The sequence below is a fragment of the Streptomyces sp. NBC_00872 genome (assembly GCF_045161915.1).
Taxonomy (GTDB): domain Bacteria; phylum Actinomycetota; class Actinomycetes; order Streptomycetales; family Streptomycetaceae; genus Streptomyces.
On sequence record NZ_CP108806.1, the window covers coordinates 1,695,767 to 1,715,671 of the forward strand.

16 protein-coding genes and 3 pseudogenes are annotated in these 19,905 nt (G+C 67.3%); 11 read left to right on the forward strand and 8 right to left on the reverse strand.

Annotated features, from left to right (window positions below):
* Positions 1-278: 278 nt before the first annotated feature.
* Positions 279-683 (reverse strand): hypothetical protein, encoded by a 405-nt coding sequence (locus OG214_RS07235; RefSeq protein ID WP_405984222.1) that lies wholly within the window; start codon positions 681-683, stop codon positions 279-281.
* A gap of 586 nt (positions 684-1,269) precedes the next feature.
* Here OG214_RS07235 and OG214_RS07240 point away from each other — a divergent pair.
* Positions 1,270-1,512, forward strand: a pseudogene (locus tag OG214_RS07240) (SAV_915 family protein); the annotation flags it as partial.
* Positions 1,513-2,054: 542 nt separating this feature from the next.
* Positions 2,055-3,308, forward strand: a complete 1,254-nt coding sequence (locus OG214_RS07245; RefSeq protein WP_405984223.1) for an IS701 family transposase — start codon at positions 2,055-2,057, stop codon at positions 3,306-3,308.
* Between the two features lie 180 nt (positions 3,309-3,488).
* Here OG214_RS07245 and OG214_RS07250 read toward each other — a convergent pair.
* Together OG214_RS07250 and OG214_RS07255 are read right to left on the reverse strand one after the other, a co-directional pair.
* Positions 3,489-4,335 (reverse strand): annotated as a pseudogene (locus tag OG214_RS07250) (IS5 family transposase).
* A 381-nt stretch (positions 4,336-4,716) separates the two neighbouring features.
* On the reverse strand, positions 4,717-5,301 hold the full coding sequence (locus OG214_RS07255) for a GNAT family N-acetyltransferase (protein WP_405984224.1): 585 nt from the start codon (positions 5,299-5,301) through the stop codon (positions 4,717-4,719).
* A 102-nt stretch (positions 5,302-5,403) separates the two neighbouring features.
* On the opposite strand from OG214_RS07255, the gene OG214_RS07260 reads away from it, so the two are divergent.
* Positions 5,404-5,568, forward strand: a complete 165-nt coding sequence (locus tag OG214_RS07260) for a transposase (RefSeq protein WP_405984225.1) — start codon at positions 5,404-5,406, stop codon at positions 5,566-5,568.
* Between the two features lie 337 nt (positions 5,569-5,905).
* On the opposite strand, the gene OG214_RS07265 is transcribed toward OG214_RS07260, so the two are convergent.
* The 3 genes from OG214_RS07265 to OG214_RS07275 form a co-directional block, all read right to left on the reverse strand.
* On the reverse strand, positions 5,906-6,400 hold the full coding sequence (locus OG214_RS07265) for a TetR/AcrR family transcriptional regulator (protein WP_405984226.1): 495 nt from the start codon (positions 6,398-6,400) through the stop codon (positions 5,906-5,908).
* A 193-nt stretch (positions 6,401-6,593) separates the two neighbouring features.
* Complete coding sequence (locus tag OG214_RS07270) at positions 6,594-7,799, reverse strand: acyl-CoA dehydrogenase family protein (RefSeq protein WP_363080311.1); 1,206 nt, start codon at positions 7,797-7,799, stop codon at positions 6,594-6,596.
* Between the two features lie 100 nt (positions 7,800-7,899).
* Positions 7,900-8,589 carry a hemerythrin domain-containing protein gene (locus OG214_RS07275; protein WP_405984227.1) on the reverse strand — a complete coding sequence of 230 codons (690 nt, stop codon included), beginning with the start codon at positions 8,587-8,589 and terminating at the stop codon, positions 7,900-7,902.
* A gap of 495 nt (positions 8,590-9,084) precedes the next feature.
* Between OG214_RS07275 and OG214_RS07280 the strand changes: the two genes are divergently transcribed.
* Entirely contained in the window at positions 9,085-9,477 is a 393-nt protein-coding gene (locus tag OG214_RS07280; protein ID WP_405984228.1) for a hypothetical protein, read from the forward strand.
* Between the two features lie 575 nt (positions 9,478-10,052).
* Complete coding sequence (locus OG214_RS07285) at positions 10,053-11,894, forward strand: SpoIIE family protein phosphatase (RefSeq protein ID WP_405984229.1); 1,842 nt, start codon at positions 10,053-10,055, stop codon at positions 11,892-11,894.
* Positions 11,895-12,158: 264 nt separating this feature from the next.
* On the opposite strand, the pseudogene OG214_RS07290 reads toward OG214_RS07285, so the two are convergent.
* Positions 12,159-13,680, reverse strand: a pseudogene (locus tag OG214_RS07290) (DHA2 family efflux MFS transporter permease subunit).
* A gap of 114 nt (positions 13,681-13,794) precedes the next feature.
* Positions 13,795-14,556, reverse strand: coding sequence for an SDR family NAD(P)-dependent oxidoreductase (locus tag OG214_RS07295; protein WP_405984230.1), 762 nt, complete (start codon positions 14,554-14,556; stop codon positions 13,795-13,797).
* A gap of 215 nt (positions 14,557-14,771) precedes the next feature.
* Here OG214_RS07295 and OG214_RS07300 point away from each other — a divergent pair, with 215 nt between their 5' ends.
* The 6 genes from OG214_RS07300 to OG214_RS07325 all read left to right on the forward strand — a co-directional run bounded on the left by OG214_RS07300 (position 14,772) and on the right by OG214_RS07325 (position 19,789).
* Entirely contained in the window at positions 14,772-15,353 is a 582-nt protein-coding gene (locus tag OG214_RS07300) for a TetR/AcrR family transcriptional regulator (RefSeq protein WP_383035100.1), read from the forward strand.
* 164 nt (positions 15,354-15,517) lie between these two features.
* Positions 15,518-16,417 carry an LLM class flavin-dependent oxidoreductase gene (locus OG214_RS07305; protein WP_405984231.1) on the forward strand — a complete coding sequence of 300 codons (900 nt, stop codon included), beginning with the start codon at positions 15,518-15,520 and terminating at the stop codon, positions 16,415-16,417.
* A gap of 97 nt (positions 16,418-16,514) precedes the next feature.
* A complete protein-coding gene (locus OG214_RS07310; protein ID WP_405984232.1) occupies positions 16,515-17,474 on the forward strand; it encodes an NADP-dependent oxidoreductase in 960 nt (319 codons plus the stop codon).
* Between the two features lie 262 nt (positions 17,475-17,736).
* Positions 17,737-18,465 carry a glycosyltransferase family 2 protein gene (locus tag OG214_RS07315; RefSeq protein ID WP_405984233.1) on the forward strand — a complete coding sequence of 243 codons (729 nt, stop codon included), beginning with the start codon at positions 17,737-17,739 and terminating at the stop codon, positions 18,463-18,465.
* On the forward strand, positions 18,462-19,124 hold the full coding sequence (locus OG214_RS07320; RefSeq protein ID WP_405984234.1) for a DUF2064 domain-containing protein: 663 nt from the start codon (positions 18,462-18,464) through the stop codon (positions 19,122-19,124). The genes OG214_RS07315 and OG214_RS07320 overlap by 4 nt, the downstream gene beginning before the upstream one ends.
* The gene (locus OG214_RS07325) at positions 19,124-19,789 is read left to right on the forward strand and encodes a class I SAM-dependent DNA methyltransferase (protein ID WP_405984235.1); all 666 of its coding nucleotides are present in this window, start codon (positions 19,124-19,126) and stop codon (positions 19,787-19,789) included. The genes OG214_RS07320 and OG214_RS07325 overlap by 1 nt, the downstream gene beginning before the upstream one ends.
* The last annotated feature ends 116 nt before the right edge of the window (positions 19,790-19,905 follow it).

The following is a 19,905-nucleotide window of genomic DNA, read 5'->3' on the forward strand; positions in this document are numbered from 1 at the left end:
ATCACACGACCGTGATCCACTACTCAAGATCAATTGAAGACACGCCCCAATACCGCAGCAGGCAACGCACGGCCTTTGGTTCACGGCGCGCGCCGACTGCTTTCAAGTGGAGTTCACGCGGGTTCCGTGTGGCCCCTTAACGAGGCACGAGAGACCGCGGATCCGGTCCGGCTGATGCGGTTGTTCGGCATCACCTCTCACACCGCGATCCGCTACATCCGCACCGCCTACCCCGGACGCTTCACCATCGACCCCACCCAGGTATGAGGGGACGCCGTTTATTGTGCTCCGTTGCTGTTCAAGCCCGTGAGCACGTGATCCAACTCATTCGGCATCACAGCAACAAGAAGAGCGCCCTCGGACGAGGTGCACTCAACGATCCTGGACCCACCGTTGATCTTCACTGCTTCGCGCAGCGACGGTGCACGCACACTGACCTGCCGCAACCCATCCGGAAGTGATACCGCCGCACCGGCCTTGGTCCGGGGCTCCCAGGCCATCCCGGAGGGGCCGATCAACAGCCGCCCACGGAGCCACCGCCCTTCAAGCGAAGGATGCCGGAGCAGGCAGAAAACCTTGATCACATCTCCCTGAGCGGCGCTGGCTGCACGTTGCTTCGCTTTGCGGCGGAACAGCCACGCCGTCAGCCCTGCCACTGCCAGGGCAACCACTAGTTCGATCACCGGAACATTCAAGCAGCGCTCAACCCGAGTGCCCAGCCGTCCGAATGCTCGCCACCACCAGCGGGTTCGCTTCCGGCCGACCTTCAGAATCCACGAACCCGCTGGTTTCCGAACACGGCCGGGGCCGTGCGCCCGTACACGTCGAGTCACGCGTCCAGTTGTGCGCGAATGAGCGTGCCGAGTCGCTGCCATGCTGGGGACGATGCGTTGACCGTGCCCTGGATGAGGGCAGGGATCTCGGAGGCTGCATCCAGCGCAGGCGGTTCGTCAGTTCCGTAGCGTTCTCGGCTCGCCTCAGGACTCTTTGGCGTCTCCCCGATGCCGCGGACGAGAACCCTGACGGGGGCATGACGTTCGTACGAGCACCGGCCGGCAAACGGACGGGCCGCGGTACTCCGAACCGGATAGCCGGAATGGCCGCATACCGCGTCAGTGTTGCGTCAGCGCTTGCCCGATCACCGTCAGCGTCACGTCATGAGGTATCGGCAGGGTGCGCCTCGCGGGCATAACGTGAACGCCGCGCCCCGGCCGGATCGGCCGAGCCGCGGCCTCATGTCCTTGTCGAGGATCCTCCAGGAGGATTCCCATGGCAGAAGCTGTGTGCGGTGAGGATTCGGATCCTTCCGATCCTCTCCCGACCGGACCGCTCTATCTTCCTGTCCGGTCGGGGCCCGCAGGAGATGCGGCTCGTCTGTTCCGCACGCCTCTCGGCGACCGTACTGCTGTCGGTTTCGCCACCGAACTACGGCTGACCGCCACGCTCGGCGTGGAGCAGCCCTGGATCAGACTCGCCGAGCCCGCGCTACGGGCACTCACCGCACCGCTAGGCCGTTTCCTTCGGATCACCGTCAGCGGTGTTGCCCGGCCTGGATACGGTGACGGCATGACGACGATCCTGCGGCACCCCCGACCTGGATTCATGTGGGACTGGTGGGCAGTGGACGCTCAGGGCTTCCTCGTGCAGTTCAGCTGCGGGCCTGCTCCTGAGCGTCTACTGGCGCATGTGGATCGTGTCGACGCCGCGGCTGCGTGGGCCGAGGAAAACTGCCCCGCATGGTTCGGCGGTGCTCCCCCGTCACTTCACGCGTTCGACTGCGACGGCGAGCTCCCGGTCTACACCCGCAGCAGCGTCCCGGACTCCCCGTTGCGGCTGTCCAACGCTCCGGCAGTCATCGCGGATGTTGCGGCCCTGGTTGAACTGCACAAGGCGGTGGGAGACATCTGGACGGTTTACCTCGACGAGGGATGGGTCTAGTACTCCAGCCGTAGTTCGCTATCGTCGCTGGTCAGGGGCCGCTTCTCGATTGTAGCTGGCTGACGGCTCATCAGGTGACGGCAGTTCGTGACCAGTCGTGCGGCGTGTCCGTTGTCATGGTTGTGGAAGAGGCAGAACTGGCAGCGGGGTGGGCGGCCGAGCTGGAAGACCTGCTGTTGCGGGTGGGGCAGCGGTTCAGCCGGGCGGACCTTCGTCGGCGGATGCGGGCCTATGTGCGTGGTCTGCTGGGTTCGGTGGGCCGCAAACACGGCTGGCAACTCGCGGAATTCGCAGGCCACAGCACACCGGACGGGCTTCAGAACCTGCTGAACCGTGCACGCTGGGACGCGGAGGAACTCCGCGACGACCTGCAGAAGTACGTCGCCGAGAAGCTCGGCGACGGGGACGGCACCCTGATCATCGACGACACCGGGTTCATCAAGAAGGGCATCACCTCCGCTGGTGTCCAGCGCCAGTACTCGGGCACCGCGGGCCGGACGGAAAATTGCCAGATCGGCGTGTTCGCCGCCTACTCCTCGGACAAGGGGCGGGCGCTGGTGGACCGGGAACTGTATCTTCCCAAGTCCTGGACAGATGATCCGGACCGCTGCCGGGCTGCGAAAATCCCCGAAGAGCGGACCTTCGCGACCAAGGGCGAACTGGCCCGGAAGCTGGTGCGGCGGGCTCTGGCCTCCGCCTTGCCCGTCGCTTGGGTCACCGCCGATTCCGCCTACGGCCAGGAGTGGGGGTTCCGGCGGATGCTTGAGGAAGCCGGCGTCGGCTATGTGCTCGCCGTCCCGAAATCACAGCAGGTCAAGTCGCCGCCCGGGACATGGCGCATCGACGCTCTCATTGCCGAGGCACCCGACGACGCGTGGCAGCACCTGTCCTGCGGCGACGGCGCGAAGGGCCCACGCGTCTACGACTGGGCCGCGGCCGAGCTGCCGGTCATCGACATCTTCGCCGGCGACACACCGACCCACCGGCGGTGGGTGCTGGCCCGCCGCAGCCCGGCCCGGCCGGACGAGATCGCCTACTACCTGGCCTACGCCCCGTACGGCACCACCGTCGAGGACCTGGTCCGCATCGCCGGATCACGGTGGGCGATCGAGGAGTGCTTCCAGGCCGCGAAGAACGAATGCGGCCTGGACCAGTACGAAGTCCGCCGCTACGTCGGCTGGTACCGGCACATCACCCTGGTCATGCTCGCGCACGCCTTCCTCGCCGCCATGGCGGCCGCCGAGACCGAAAGGGGGGCCGAAGAAACGATGAACCCGCCCTCGCGCCCCTCACCCTGGCAGAAATCCGGAGACTCCTGGAAGCTCTCCATCCCAGCCCAGCACGCCACGGGCATCCCGCCCGCACACTGATCTGGTCCCGCTACAGACGACGCCACCAAGCCACCGCGAAACGCTGCCACTACACCCGCCGCACGACTGGTCACGAACTGCCGTCACCTGATGAGCCGTCAGTCAGCTACAGTCGAGAAACGGCCCCTGACCAGCGACGATAGCGAACTACCGCTGGAGTACTAGGCAGCCCCGCCGGAGTCACCTGGCTGACCAGGTGAAGATGGCGGCGAGGTGGAGTCCGGCGAGGTAAATCGTGGCGGTCTTGTCATATCGGGTAACCAGACCGCGCCACTGCTTGATCTTGTCTATGCACCGCTCGACGGTGTTGCGCTGTTTGTAGGCGTCGCGGTCGAAGGCCGGTGGACGGCCGCCGCGCCGGCCGCGCCGTTTGCGGTGGGCGGCCTGGGCGGCCTGGTCGGCCGACTGTGGGATCACTGCCCGGATCCCGCGTCGGCGGAGATGGGCGCGGATCGCGCGGGACGAGCAGGCCTTGTCGGCCGGGACCATCTCCGGTGTGGTCCTGGGCCGGCCGATCGGCCGGGGGACCCGCAGGCGGGACATGACCTCGGGGAATGCGGGTGCGTCACCCGCCTGGTCGGGCGTGATGACGAAGGCGAGCGGACGGCACCGGCTGTCGGCGGCGAGGTGGACCTTGGTGGTCAGTCCGCCGCGGGAGCGTCCTAGGGCATGGTCGTCCGGCTCGCCGGCCGGGGCCCCTTCTGACGGGCCCCGGCGGCGTGCTGGTGGGCGCGGACGATGGTGGAGTCGACCGCGATGACCCAGCCGAGGTCACCTCGGCCTGGGCGAGCAGTGCGATGAAGACCTTCTCCCAGGCGCCGTCGGCGGCCCACTTCCGCAGGCGGTTGTGGGCGCCCTTCCACGACCCGAAGCGCTCGGGGAGGTCCATCCACGGCGTGCCAGTGCGGTATTTTAACGCGATCGCGTCGATCACCTGCCGGTGATCACGCCACCGCCCACCCCGTTTCGGGGTCCGATCCGGCAACAGCGGCTCGGACCTCGCCCACTGGGCATCACTCAACGACACACATCAACCAACGATCAGATGATCCGAAAAAACGGCCTAGGGGTCACCACTCTGACGGTTGCCCCCCGCTCTGCGCACCCGCCGCTACCCGGAAAGCGGCCGTGGCGTTCAACCGGTGCGAGGGCGGGGCCGCCTGGCGCGCATGGGACACACCGACCGTTGGAGTCCTGCGGGTAACCGGAGCCGTAGCCGTCGTTGACGCGTTTGCTCTGTGGATCGGTTGAGGGGATATGGACCATGACCATCACACGGCTCTCAGCTTCTTCTTTCCCGGCCCGGGATGACCTGTCCATCTGACCGGCCTCCACCATCCCGTCCAGGACCACGTGGCCCGGCCCCCGGGGCCCTGGCGGCTCTCGTTTGCGGGCGTGTCTGTGCGTGTCACCCGGGATCGCTCTGTGCGGGGCAGTAGGGGAGAGCGAAGGGCAGACCGAGGTCGGCGGGCAGGAGAGCGCCGACCCAGGTGTCCCTCAGGCTGTTTCCGTTGGTCTGCGCCGCACGCAGGGTGCCTTCCCTAATGAAGCCGGCCTTCTCCGCCACGGCCCAGGAGGCCCTGTTCCCCGCCTCCGCTCTCCACTCCAGTCGCTGGACTCCTCGTTCGGTGAAGGACCACGTGGCCAGGGCGAGTACCGCCTCCGTCGCATAGCCTCGGCCTCGGTGCTCTGCCACGGTCCAGTACCCGATTCCCCATGTGTCGGCGTGGCGGTGCACATTGACGGATGCCACCAGTACTCCGCTTTCCCGGTCCCGGTCCTCCACCGCGAAGTGGTACATCGTGTCGTCGTTCCAGCCACGCGGCACCAGTTCGCGTAAGTAGAAGGCGGCGTGCTGACGTTCGTATGGCTCGGGAAAGTCCGTCCACCGCTGAATGTCGGCGTCCTGGCAAGCGGCGAAGACCACGTCCTCGTCGCTGGGATCATGCGGGCGTAGAAGCAGACGCTGTGTCGTCAGCGAGACAGGTTCCATGGGCAGCGATTCTGACGCTCCCTCACACGCTCGGCCATCGATTTGTGATGTACATCGAGCCCATCGCGTAAGTGGATCTCGACTGCGAAAAGATCAAGGACTGTGGCACGCGGAGATCTGACGGACGAACAGTGGGCCCGGCTGGAGCTGCTCTCGCCCAGAGGGAAGAAGCCTGGGCGACCGCCGATATGGACGCGGCGGCAGCTGGTCAACAGGATACGGTGGCGGACTCGGGCCGGGACGCCGTGGCACGATATGCCCGAATAGTACGGTCCGTGGGGCCGGGTCCACGACCTGTTCAGGCGGTTGCAGCGGGACGGCACCCGGAAGCGCGTCTTCACCGAACCGCAGGCCCAGTCGGACGCAAAGGCCTGATCACCTGAGATGTGAGCGTCGACTCCACTGTCTGCCGTGCCCACCAGCAGACGGGGAGAGGGCCGCCGGAACGGCAAAAAAAGGGGGATCTCCAAAAGGAATCGCCCGGAGGCATCGACACCGAGCCGGCCGACCATGGACCTGGACGCTCGCACGGCGGCCCGACCACCGAGGTCCACCTCGCGGTCGAGCAGGGCCGGAAGCCCGTGTCCATCGTGATCACTGCCGGTCAATGTGGGCACTCACCCCACAGGTACTTAATTGTGACATCGTTTCGCAAAGTCCCGGTCGGCTGCGCCCGCTCCATCAGGGCAGTTGGGGCGCTCAACATAAGTTCCCGCTGTGCAAGGCTATCCGGCGCGTACTTTTCCGTTCCCATCGCGAACATCCCACACAGGATCCCGACTCTTCGGTCCGCGGCCGCATGCGCGAAGCGGCTCACCGCAGCGAAGGCATCGGACTCCTCGGCTACGAGCATCTCGGCGTGGTCGGCACCGCGGACCGCGACGGAGAGCATGACATCGTGGATCAGGGTGTCCCGGTCGGCGCAGTGCCCGTAGAGCGTGGCATTGCCGACGCCCGCTCGACGGGCGATGTCGTCCAGCGAGACCCTTGCACCGAACTCCACGAATATCTCGCGGGCCGCCACCAGAATCAGGTCTCGGTTGCGTCGAGAGTCGGCACAGGTACCTCGAATGCGCAGTACATCTGTTTCGGTGATCATGGCGGATTCTCCTTCCGCCAGCCTGGCGCGAGGTGCTCGGCCATCTTGGACAGACTTCGACCTTGACCGGCCCGTAAGAAGAGTTGTTTGACCGCGCTGTCGACCCGCGGCCGTCGCAATCGAGCGACGAGGTCACTGTCCAGCCGGTCAGCTCCGTCCGGCCCCGGACGGAGCCGGACGGAGCCCGTGTCGGTCAAATCGCCGGGCTGATCCGCTCCTCAATCCCGAGGAGCGCCTTGCCGAGAACCTCGTAGCCGATGACAGCGTTGAGTCCGGCGTGGCGGGCTGCCGTGTTGGCGTCGCGCCAGTACTGCTGCATGCGGCTGGCCTCGGCGAAGCTGCCGGCGCCATGCACGTTCACGAGAATGGTGATGGCCTCGAGCACCTGCTGGGCGGCATAGCCGAGTTGGGCGCGAATCTCAGCGCGGGCCGAGTAGTCGCTGTCCTCACCTCGGGCTGCTGCGGCGTCCAGGTCGTCGGCGATGCCGTACGCGTGCAGACGCGCCGTCTTGAGCTTCAGGGCCGCTTCAGCGATCTGGATCTGGACACCGACGGAGTCGCTCTGCTTGGTGAAGAACGTGTGGTGCATGCCCCTGGTCGGCGCGGTCTCGATGACCAGGGCCAGGGCGGCGCGGCCAATACCGAGCAGCGGGCCGACGAGCGGCACCGTCGCGAGCGGGACGAACGGCAGCCGGTACATGGCCTCGTCGGTCGGGACGGGCCAGGCACCTTCCGCCATCGCCCCCATGGAGATGATCCGGTGTTCGGGTACGAAGACGTCCTCGGCGACCCAGGTGTTGCTGCCGGTGCCGCGCATGCCAACGGTGTGCCAGGTGTCCTCCAGTGTCACCTCCGATGCCGGTGCGAAACAAAGCACGGCGTCGACCACGCCGCCTTCCTCGTCCATGATCAGTGCGCCCATCGACGCCCATGTCGCGTTGTGTGCGCCGGAGGAGTACGCCCAGCGGCCGCTTACCCGCAGGCCGCCTTCGACCCGGCGGGCCGCGGCCGGCGCGCTGCCGCCGGCGATCCTGGCATCGGGGTCCGTGCCGAATACGTCGTCCTGCGCCTGGGCGGACGCCAGTCCGCTGACCCAGCTGGCCACCGAACCCACCGATATCAGCCAGGACGTGGAGCCGTCCGCCTCGCCGAGGGCCTCGGTGACCTCGAGGACTGTGCGCAGGCCGGTTTCGTAGCCGCCGAGCCGCTTGGGCGTCAGCAGTCGGAACAGCCCTGCTTCGATCAGTGCGGTGCTCACCTCGTCGGTCAACCGCCGGCGTGCCTCATTCTTCGCGGCCTGCTCCCGCAGCAGCGGCTGCAGCGCTACCGCCCGGGCCACCAGCTCCTCTCGGGACGGGCCGTCGCTTCGGGTGAAATCCTCTGTTCTTACCGTGCTCATAACATCTCCCCTTGCAGTGTTCTCATCGAGATCGGGGGCGTCGGCATGATGGGCGGCGCCCTGGAAGTCCAAGCCTGTGCAGTCCAAGCCTGAGCAGTCCCTAAAAGCCCGTACTGCGCGGCGGAGTGGAAGTTCCGTGAATACGCTTGGAATGGGAAGCGAACGCCTGGGAGGCGATATCCTCGATCGCCGGACCTTGCTTCGGCGGCAGACCGGAGACGATGTCCTTGATAAGTTCGGGGTCGCCTTCATACATCATCATTCCGAGTATCAGCGGGAGGATCTCCGGAGGCGTGTCCTCGCCCCCCTCCCTGATCATCAGATCCCACTCCGCCGCGGTGACGCACTTCTCCACGAGGGGGAGGATCCTCTCCTCTTCCAGGGCTGTGTGCTCGACGACCAGCAAGTTCATGCGGTCAAGGGCATCAGCTAGCGTTCCCCGGGAGTCGGCGTCGGCGTTCCTGCGCCAGGCGGCCATCGCATCGGCGATTTCCGTGCCTATCCGATCGATTTCCGCGTGCTGCTCCTCCATCACACGAACGATCCCGGCGGCCGACACAGGTTCGCGTGCCTGCAATTTCGGCCACAGGTGCTTGTCTTCCGCGTCATGGTGGTGATGCAGAATGGTCTCCACGAATTCGATGTGATCCGAGACGATCTGCACACGCTCCGCATCCCCGACGGCGACGTCGCGAACCAGTCCGGGCATGAGAGAGAACTCTCGTCGAAACATGGTGTGTGCCATGTACATATCGCGCGTATCCGCGTACGGGCCGTTGGTCGATGTCATGGTGACCTCCAGGTCTGAGTTCAGTCGCCGGAATACCAGGAAGAGGGGAGCAGTATGACGTCGGCCCCGCTCCAGATTTTGAACGAAGCAAATGCCGGGCCGCCCCGAACCCCGCAACTCCTCAAAGGAGGCGTGGTCATCTCCACCGGTCTCCCAGCGAGGCTAGCATAAAATAACGAACGTTCAGTCAAAAAACTGCCGCGTTCACTCTCGGTGACCCTTCGGCCACCCCGTCAGTCCGACGACCGACTCGCGGCCATCCGCAGCCCTGGCCGTCGCCTGTCGATGTGGCGGCGCTCTCACCGGGAGTCTCATGGCACCCGGTGCGAACTACGGCCAAGCCTGCGCCCCCAGGACGATCTACGGCATCGGGCAGTTGCCCTGTCTTCGGGCGGCCCGGATGCCCATGTGCGACCGGCGGATGCCTCCCCGCCTGCGTTTAGGCCCTGTCCGTGAAAAGGCGGGTTCGGTGGACCATGGCCGCTTTTCGAGATCGTGGAGATCAATTCCCGCATGGGTGGCGCGCTCATCGGGGAGTCCATCCGGAACTCGCTCGGTGTGGACGTGCACGGGGCCTTCATCGATCTCGCCCTGGGCCGACGTCCCGCTTTGATGGATGAACCGGTCGACGTCAAGCAGGGAACCGCGATGGTGTGTATCTACGCACCCAGGGCCGGAGTTTTCGCCGGGCTGGAGGGCATGGATCTCCTGGACCGCCACCCCGGAGAGCTTGAAATGTACCCTGTGTGCTTTCCGGGAGGAACCATTGTCAGCACTACGGACCAGCGTGGCGCCATCGCCTTTCTCCTGGCGCGGGGTGATACCGCCGAACTCGCCTACCACAACGCCGCTTCGGCCGCGGGAAAGATCGCAGTCCGAATGGCGTGACAGTCGATCAGCGGTCAGCGCGGTGGTAACGGTCCGGCGTATGTCGTGTTGGAGGTCCGGATTCCACACGGTCACACCTATCGAAGACCGGGTCAGAGAACACGAGGCCGTTCACCCGACGCGATCTGCTGCTTGCCGGAGGCATCGCCAGTCGCGCCGGACCGAGTCTTGACAACGCCAGCCGCTTCACCCGGCGAGGACGATCGCGCTCTCCTGCTGGCGCGGCCCCTGGGTCCCGGGGCGGAGCATTGGACGTGGGCGCGGACGACGGCAAGATCGTCGGCTCTGCTGCGAGAGATATGGCCCCGCGTGATCACGCAAGTGGCACGGCGGAATATTGGAACGAACGGTCATTCGAGATGTAGGCTTGTCGAATGTCAGCGCTTGTCGCCTCGCGTACTGACATGTGGTGAATACGTCAGAGTCTGCCGAGTCCCGAGATCAAGTCCAGAAGTGAAGGGAGACTCAGTGGACAGTGATCAACGATTCCAGGGCGACAGTGCGGCGGGCCAGGGCGGCCGGTCCGGCCTTCCCGTATTCGAGGTACCCCGAAGCGCCAGCAAATAGGTGAGAAGATGAAGTTCATTCATCGCAAGTCGATCGAACGCCTCCGCTCTTCCGAGTCTGCCCACAGAGGAGAGAGCGGGCGAAGCACCAGCCATCTAGTCCGGCTCAGTGAGGCGAGCACGCGTATCGGGACCACGCTCGACGTTCTGCGTACCGCGCAGGAATTGGCGGACTTCACAGTACCCCTCATCGCCGACTACGGTGCGGTCGATCTGGCGAAGACGATCCCGCTCGGTGAAGAACCGCAGTTGAGGCTGGGAACCAACCGGGACGACGAGACAATATTCCACCGGGCCGGCGCCGCGTCGATTCAGCAGGACATACCTGAAAGCATCTGGCAGAAGGAGGAGCCGGTCTTCGTTCCACCCAATTCACCTTTCACCCGTGCTTACTTCTCCAGGGAGTCCTATCTGGAGCCGGAGCTGGATGTGGCGGAATGGGAGATCCTCGATCCCGGCCGAGCCGAGAAGATGCGCGAGAACGGCATGCACTCGTTGATGATGGTGCCCATCCACGCGCGCGGTGTGGTACTCGGTATCGCGATCTTCGTGCGGACCAAGAATCCGTCGCCGTTCGATGTATCCGACCTGATGCTGGCCGAGAACATCGTGTCCCGAGCCGCCCTCTCCCTGGACAACGCGCGCCGCTACACACGCGAGCGCGCGGTGGCACTCGCCCTCCAGCGCAGTCTGCTGCCTGCGACGCTCTCCGGCGGCTCCGCCGTCGATCTGGCCTCCGAGTACCTCCCGGCGGACAGTGAATCGGGGGTGGGCGGGGATTGGTTCGACGTCATCCCGCTGTCCGGTGCGCGGGTGGCGCTGGTGGTGGGAGATGTCGTGGGACACGGCATCCAGGCCGCGGCGACCATGGGCCGACTACGTACCGCCGTGCAGAGCCTCGCCGACTTGGACCTACCGCCGGACGAACTGCTCACGCACCTCGACCACCTGATCCTCCGCCTCGTCGCAGCCGACGGCATGACGGGAGAGGCCCCGCAGAGCCCGGCCGGCGCCACCTGCCTCTATGTCGTCTACGACCCGGTCGCGCGCCACTGCACCATGGCGCGCGCGGGTCATCTGCCCCCGGCCATCGTCGACGCCGACGGCGGCGTCAGCTACCCGGACGTCCCCGCGGGACCTCCCCTCGGGCTGGGGCCCATCCACAACGTGCCCTACGCGGCTTTCGAGATGACTCTCTCCGAGGGCAGCCTTATCGCCCTCTACACCGACGGCCTCGTCGAAAGCCGCGACGCGGACATCGACGTGGGCATGGACAGTCTGGCGCGCGTACTCGGACGGCCGAACCGTTCATTGGAGGAGCTCTGCTCGGAAGCGGTAGGCATGCTGCCGACCAAGAGACAGTCGGATGATGTGGCCCTGCTGCTGGCCGCCACCAAGGTGATCAGCCCCAGTTGGACGGCCACTTGGGAGCTGCCCGCAACGGATCCCGCTCTCGTGGCCGACGCACGTTCCCTGACGCGCCGTCATCTGGCGGAGTGGCAGCTGGGCGATCTTGAGATCGAGGCGGAGGTGGTGGTGAGCGAGATGGTCACCAACGCTATCCTGCACGGCTCGGGCCCGATTCAACTGCGACTCATCCGCGACCGGGTGCTCATCTGCGAGGTCTCCGATGCCAGCGGCAGTCAGCCTCGCCAGAGGCAAGCCTGCTCCACCGACGAGAACGGCCGCGGCCTTTTCCTGCTTACCCACCTGTGCAACCGGTGGGGCAGCCGATGGACGTCCGGCGGCAAGATCATCTGGGCGGAAATGGACCTCCCCGACCGGCCACCACCGACCACTGCTGGGACACACCCGACGAATTCCGGCGCCAGGTCTTGCGGGTCCCGGTGAAAGACACCGCCGCACACCTGGTTCGAATGTCGGTCGGACAGGTGACGGTGGCCGTCGGAGGCACCTGGATACGTTACGAATCCGCCAAGCTATGACGCTGGGGAGAAAGTCGGGGCCACCGGCTGGAACTACGGCGTACTCGTGCCCTGCCTCATGCGCAGCGAGCGCGCGCTGTTGTCCGAATCGGAGTCGTGCCTCAGGGCGGAGTAGGCATCGTCGCTCCGGCCCCTCACGAGGTCGACTGTTTTATCGCCCCACTGGGACTCATGCTCGGTTGGGAATCATGCTCGGCAGGCGGTCGTCCTGATCGCCGTCCTTGACGTGCTCATCCAAAGTGCCCGCCGGGTCGGCCGCCGCCGTTTCTGGTCGTCCTGCCGTGATAGCCACGAAGGCGACAACCGCGGCCGCGATCAGGAATCCCGGTTGCCCACACGTACGCGACCGAGAAGCCGTGGACCAGTGCGCGGTTCACCAGCCCGGCGCTCCCGGTGCGGGACGCCGTGAATGAGACGGTCGCACTCGCCGCGACGGTGTTGAGCAGACCCGTTCCGACGGAGCCGCCGACCTGCTGGGAGGTGTTGATCATCGCTGAGGCGACGCCCACGTCGGAGGCGTCGACCCCGTGGCTCGCCAGCCCGAACGCCGGCATGAAGGCTGTGCCGATCCCCAGGCCCATCACGATCTCGGCGGCCGACACATACACGAAGGAGGAGCCCGGATCGAGGGCCGCCAGCATGAGGACGCCGACGCCGGAGACCGCGAACCCGGCACCCATCAGCCGGCCGGGGCGAACGAAGCGCGACAGCCGCGCGGCGATCTGGGTGGAGCCGACGGCCTGGGCGATCGCCATCGGTATGAAGGCCGCCCCGCTCTGCACCGGGGAGTAGCCCTTGACCAGCTGGAAGTAGTAGCTCAGGAAGAGGAACATGCCGAACATGCTCATCACGGACAAGCCCATGGACAGGTAGGCACCTGCCCGATTGCGGTCCTTGAGCACCCGCAGGGGGAGCAGCGGCGACTTCACCCGTGATTCCAGCAGGACGAACGCCGCGAGCAGTACCGCGGAGGCGAGGAACATTCCGATCGGGACGGCCGAGGCCCAGCCGTCGTTCTCCGCCCTGGCGAAGCCGAACACCAGGGCAACGGCGCCCGCAGTGGCCAGGATCGCCCCCGGTACGTCAAGCCGGGCGCGTTTCGCCTCCCGCCCCTTGTCGCGGACGACCGCGAGGACCCCGGCAATGCCGATCGCCGCGATCGGCAGGTTGATGAGCAGCCCCCAGCGCCAGGTCGCATACTCGGTGAGCACGCCCCCGAGCAGCAGCCCGATCGCACCACCCGCCGTAGCGAGCGCTCCGTAGATGCCGAAAGCCTTGGCGCGCTCCCGGGTGTCGGTGAAGGCCACGGAGATCAAAGCGAGAGCGGCGGGTGCCAGGAGCGCCCCGAAAACGCCCTGGAGCGTCCGCGCCGTCAGCAGCATCGGCAGATTGGCCGCCACCCCGCCGATGCCCGAGGCCAGGGCGAAGCCGATCAGACCGATGATGAATATCCGCCTGCGGCCCCAGAGGTCGGCCAGGCGCCCCCCGAGGACCAGCAGCCCACCGAAGGCCAACCCGTAGACGGTGATGACCCACTGCCGGTTGCCGTCGCTGAAGTGCAGCGACTCCTGGGCCGAGGGCAGCGCGATGTTCATGATCGCGCCGTCGAGGAAAACCATCAGCTGTGCGATGGAGATGAACAGCAGCGCGAGCCAGCGTTTGGGGTCCGGCTGTGCGGGATTCGGGGACAAGGCTCTACCTCTTCACGGGCGGGGGCGGGGGCAGGGGTGGGGGTGGGGTGGTGGGGTGGTGGGGTGTGCCCCGCCGCACGGCGGGACACGGTCGTCACTTGGCGGTCAGTCCCGTCACTTGGCGGTCAGTCCACCGTCGATTGGCAGCGCGGCCCCGGTGATGTACGTGGAGGCGTCGCTGAGCAGGAAGGCGGCGAAGGCCGCGATGTCCTCCTGCCTGCCGATCCGGCCGCTGGGCTGGAGCCCCAAGAAGTAGTCCTCGACCTCGGGGTTGGCGGCGGCGACCTGGCGCCACAGTGGGGTATCCACCAGGCCGGTGACCAGGGCGTTGATCCGTACGCCCTCTCTGGCCGCATCGAGTGCGGCGGCCCGGGTGAGGCCCACGACGCCATGCTTGGCGGCCGTGTAGGCGGCGATGGCCGCGTCACCGATCACGCCCGCCGTGGAGGCGTTGTTGACGATCGAGCCGCCGCCGGAGGCGACGATTGCCGGTATCTCGTGCTTGAGGCTGAAAAATATGCTGGTCAGGTTAAGGTCGAGGGTCGCCCGCCAGAAGGACTCGTCGATTTCGCGGACCTTCCCCAGAGCGTTGCCACCGCCCGCGTTGTTGAATGCTCCGTCGAGACGTCCGAACTCCGACACCGCGGTCCGGACCAGGTTGGCCACCTGCTCCTCGACAGTGACGTCGGTAGGGACGAACACCGCCAGTCCGCCGTCTTTCCTGATGTCCGCGGCGAGCTGCTCGCCTCGGGTCTTGTCACGGGCACCGATTACCACGGTGGCGCCGTCCGAGGCGGCGCGACGCGAGAACGCCTCACCCATCCCCGCGGTACCGCCGGTTACAACGATCACCTTCGACTGCAGCCCTGAAGACACGACTCCCACTTTCTTTACTACTCGTTACAGATAGAAGACCCTCGTCCGCCCTCCAGGTCACAGGGGGGCGAGGGCTCGATGGCAAGCTAACTATACCGAACGTTCATTCCACATCAAATGAGTCGCTCGTCACGCCCCCCGCGGAGCAGGCGGGAGGTGGAGGGGTCCGTGTCGAATTTTTGACTGAACGTTCCAGTGAGCGGTAGTGTGACCTTATGGCACGCGTCAGGGAGTTCGACACACACGCAGCGCTGGAAGCGGCTCTGGCCGCCTTCCGCCGCAAGGGCTACGAGGGCACCTCCGTGCAGGATCTCGTGGACGCGACGGGAGTGGGCCGCGGCTCGCTTTACGCGGCGTTCGGCAGCAAGAACGAGCTGTATCACGCCGCGATGCATCACTACCGCAAGCATTACGCCATGCCCATCACCGAGGCCCTGCGGTGCGACGCACCGCCCCGGGAGCTCCTGCGGGGGATATTGGTCAGCCTGGTGGATGACATCGTCAAGGACGAAACCCGGCAGGCTTGCCTGATCGTCTCCGCGTCCACGGAGCGTGTGCCGCACGACCTTCAGCTGGCACGGGAGATCCAGGAGACCATCGAATCGATCGAGGACGCCCTCACCGAGGTCATCGCCACAGGCCAGCGGAACGGCGACGTGACCAGTGAACAGCCCGCCCGCTCCATCGCCCGGTTCCTGATAACGGCGATGCAGGGCATTCGGGTGATGGGTGCGATAAACCCCGACAGGTCTTCTCTCATGCCCATCGCGGATGTGGCGCTGACCACCCTTGACTGATGAGCCGAGCAGCGGGGATCCGGTCCGTACGGCAACCCGGTCCGTACGGCAACGCTGTTCAGTCCGGGAGAGGTATTCCCGATGGGTTCGCCGGCCGACGTCCACGATCACAGCGCCCCGCACCGGACCGGGGTCGCAACCGCACGACTCTCTCCGCAGGAGTAATGATGACCGACTACGGCCACGATTTGATATTCGGTACGCTCCTTGAGCCGCCCGCCGGCAACCCGCAGGGCGTCGTGGAGTTGGCGCAGGCGAGCGAGCAGGCGGGGCTGGACCTGGTCAGCTTGTCCGACCACCCGTACTGGCCCGAGCGACTGGACTCCCTCGCACTACTTGCCGCGATAGCCGCCAAGACAACACGGGTGAGGATTCTGTCGAACCTCGCCAATCTGCCGCTTCGCCCGCCCGCGACTCTGGCCCGCACGGCGGTGACGCTGGACCTTCTCAGCGGTGGCAGGTTCGAACTCGGTGTGGGGAGCGGCACTCAGCACATGTGGGACCTGATCGTTGCCGAAGGCGGCCCCCGGCGCAATGCGGCGCAGTCCATCGAGGCGCTGGACGAGGCTGTCCAGATCATCAGGAAGTTCTGGACTCCTGGCGCCGCCGTGCGCTTCGAGGGCAAGCACTACCGCATCGACGGCGCCACACCCGGCCCTGTTCCCGTTCACGACATCGGCATATGGCTCGGCGCTTACCAGCGCCGCATGCTACGGCTGACCGGCAGGGTAGCGGACGCGTGGGTTCCCAGTTCGCCCTTTCTTCCCCCCGGACAACTTCCCGCGGCCAACCGCACCCTCGATGAGGCGGCGATCGAAGCGGGACGGACCCCGAACTCGGTACGCCGCGCCTACAACATCGAGGGCGAGTTCGCCGCCACTGCCAGTGGCTTCCTCCACGGGCCCCCGAAGGTCTGGGCCGAACAACTCGCCGAACTCACACTGACCGAGGGAATGAGCACGTACATGCTCTACCGCGTCGATACCGCCGATTCCATCAGCCGGTTCGCCGCAGAGGTCGCGCCCGCCGTACGAGAGATGGTCGCCGCCGAGCGAAGCCGATAGGCCAGATCCCCACTGGCGGACCGGCGTGAGGCCGTGGTCCGAGGCGAATATGGAACGAACGATCAGTATTATTTCGACCCTCGAAAGGGAGAAGCGCGTGAAAGTCGTAGGAGTGCGGCGGTTCGGCGGGCCCGAGGTCCTGGAGGTCTTCGACGCGCCCGAACCGCACGCCGGACCCGGGGAGGTACGGATCCGGGTGCACGCCGCGACCGTCAACCCCGGCGACCGCGACATGCGGATCGGCGCGGTCGCCCTGGCCGCCCCGGCACCCCCGTACATCCCGGGCATGGAAGCCGCAGGTGTGCTCGACGAGATCGGCCCCGGCACCGCCACCCGCCTGCGGACCGGGGAGCACGTGATGGCGATGGTCATGCCCAACCGGCGCGAGGGGGGCGCCTACGCCGAGTACGTGGTCCTGCCGGCCGACTGGGTGGCCGCCGCGCCGGCCGGCGCGAGCCACGCACAGGCGGCGACGCTGCCCATGAACGGTCTCACCGCACGCCAGGCCCTCGACCTGCTGGACTTGGCGCCGGGGCAGATCCTCGCCGTCACCGGAGGGGCGGGTGCCGTCGGCGGGAACGTCGTACAGCTCGCCAAGGCCGACGGCCTGGAGGTGGTCGCCGACTGCGCGCCCCAGGACGCGGACCTTCTGCGCTCGCTTGGCGCCGATCTCCTTGTGGTCAGAGGCGACAACGTGGCAGACCGCTTCCTGGAGGCCGTACCAGGCGGTGTCGACGGCCTGCTCGACGGGGCCGTGATCGGCACCTCCCGGCTGGTCCGCGCCGTCCGTGACGGCGGGGGTATCGTGGCTGTTCGGGGCGAGGTCCCCGACCGGGCCCGTGTCGTCGAGATGAGCCGGCGCCGGATCACCCCGCACATGGTGAACGTGCCGAACTCCCTGGGTGATCAGAGGCGGATGGCGGCACTGCGCCACGCCGCGGAAAGCGGTGCGCTGACGCTCCGGGTGGCGAAGACCCTCCCCGCCGAACAGGCACCCGAAGCCCACCGGATGATGGAGGCCGGCGGAACGCGCGGCCGTATCGTCCTGACTTTCTGACACCCCATTTCCTTTCTGGATGCCTTCCGGAACAACCAGGCTGTCATCGCTACGTCCCTGTGGCGGCCGGGGGTATGGGCGACGATCCGAGTCGTCGGCAGGGCGAAGACATGTGCCTCTGAACCTCCGTCATCGCCTTCGACCGCGGCAGGCAGGGAGGGGACGGAGGGAGGGAGGGAGCGTACCGAGCTGGTGCGCCGCACCTCCACATCCCATAAGGTCGCCATGTCCCATATGTCCTTTTCTGTCGAATAGGGTGACCGTGACCGACACCGATTCCCCTGTGGTCGTGACAGCCCCGGTCGATGTGGTCCTGCCGTGTCTGGACGAGGCCGCCGCCCTTCCGTGGGTACTTGGCCGGATCCCGCCCGGCTGGCGGGCCGTCGTCGTCGACAACGGCTCTCGCGACGGCTCCGCGGCTCTCGCCGCCGAGCTGGGAGCCCTGGTCGTCCACGAGCCGCAGCGTGGGTTCGGTGCCGCCTGCCACGCCGGCCTGTGTGCCGCCACCGCTGAGGTCGTCTGCTTCTGCGACTGCGATGCCTCCCTCGACCCGGCCCAGCTTCCGCTTCTGACGGCCCCTCTGCTGAACGGGTCGGCCGACCTGGTGCTCGGCCGTCGAAGACCGGTGACCAGAGACGCCTGGCCGCTGCACGCCCGGCTCGCCAACCGGGAACTGGCACGGCGGGTGCGCCGCCGCACAGGTCTGGTGGAGCTGCACGACATCGGCCCGATGCGGGCCGCCCGTCGTACGGCCCTGCTCGGTCTGGGTCTGACCGACCGCCGTTCCGGCTACCCCCTGCAGATGCTCGTCCGTGCGGCGGAGGCGGGATGGCGGGTGCGTGAGACGGACGTGCCCTACTCACCACGGGTCGGTCGGTCCAAGGTGACCGGGACCTGGCGCGGCACCTGGCAGGCGGTACGCGACATGGGGGCGGTCCTCGCCGAGGCGCCCGCCGTCACTCCGGCCGACGCCGGGAAGGCTCGGAGATGACACCCGCCCCGCGGCGGCACACCGCGCCCACCGTGCTCGTTCTCGCCAAGGAGCCGGTGCCCGGCAGGGTCAAGACGCGGCTCACTCCGCCGTACAGCCCCGCCCAGGCGGCCATCCTCGCCGAGGCCGCCCTGGCCGACACCCTGGACGCCGTGCTGCGCGCGGCCGTGCGCCGCCGTGTGCTGGTGTTGGACGGTGAGCCGGGGCCGTGGCTGCCCGCGGGAGTCGAAGTCGTCCCGCAGGCCGACGGTGAACTCGACGAGCGGATCGCGGCGGCCTTCGCCGCCGTCTCCGACGGTCCGGCGCTGCTCATCGGCATGGACACCCCGCAGCTGACGGCCGGACTGCTGGATGCCGTGGACTGGTGCGGGGGCGACGCGTGGTTCGGTCCGGCCGCCGACGGCGGCTTCTGGGCCTTGGGCTTCGCCGACCCGTCGCTGGCCCCCTCTCTGGTGCGGGGTGTGCCCATGTCGACCCCCGAGACCGGACGGGTGCAGCGGCATCGCCTCGCGACTGCCGGTCTGACGGTATGTGACCTGCCCTCGCTGCGTGACGTGGACACCGCCGCCGACGCCGTCGCGGTTGCCGCCGACGCGCCTGGAACGCGCTTCGCCGCGGCACTGGCCCGCGCCGACGTCCGGGCGGAAGGAGTCGCGTAGTGCACGAGACGGTACTGCGTGGACGCGCCGCCGACGCCGCTTGGGCCGCCGACCCGTATGTGCACGCACTGGACGCCGGCCGCGGTCCCCTCTTCCTTCAGCGCTCCGACGGCTGGCTGCTGCCTTTGGACGTGGAGCGCTGGTGCGCCCCCGCCGATTCCGCGGACCAGGAGTTGTTGCACCGCTGCCACGGGCCTGTCCTCGATCTGGGCTGCGGGCCCGGACGGCTGGTCATAGCCCTGGCTCGGCGGGGCCGGCCAGTCCTCGGAGTGGACATCAGCCCCGCTGCCGTCGCCCGCGCCCATCGGGAGGGCCGGCCGGTGGTCCACAGGTCGGTCTTCGACCGGCTGCCCGCCGAGGGGCGGTGGGGCACGGTGCTGCTGGCGGACGGCAACATCGGGATCGGCGGTGCCCCGGAAACGCTGCTGACCCGGGCGCGCGGTCTGCTTGCCCCCGAAGGCCGGCTGCTCGTCGAGGCGGATGCCCACGAGGTGGACGAGCGCCTGGTTGTCCGGGTACGGGACGGCTCCGGCCGCTGTGGTCCCGTCTTCCTCTGGGCCAGGGTGGGTTCGGCGGCGCTCCGTGGTGTCGCCGTCGGAGCGGGCTGGACAGTGGCAGGTGAATGGTCCGAGGGTGGCCGCCGCTTCCTGGATCTCCGTCCCTGATCACCCGGTTCCGCCCGCCGCTCTCGCCTCTCGGCTGGCGTCTCGCCTCCCGGCGGGCGTCCCGTCGGCAACCGCCTTTCCCCGCGTGCTCCTGTGCCCGGTTCCCTCCCCTGGCT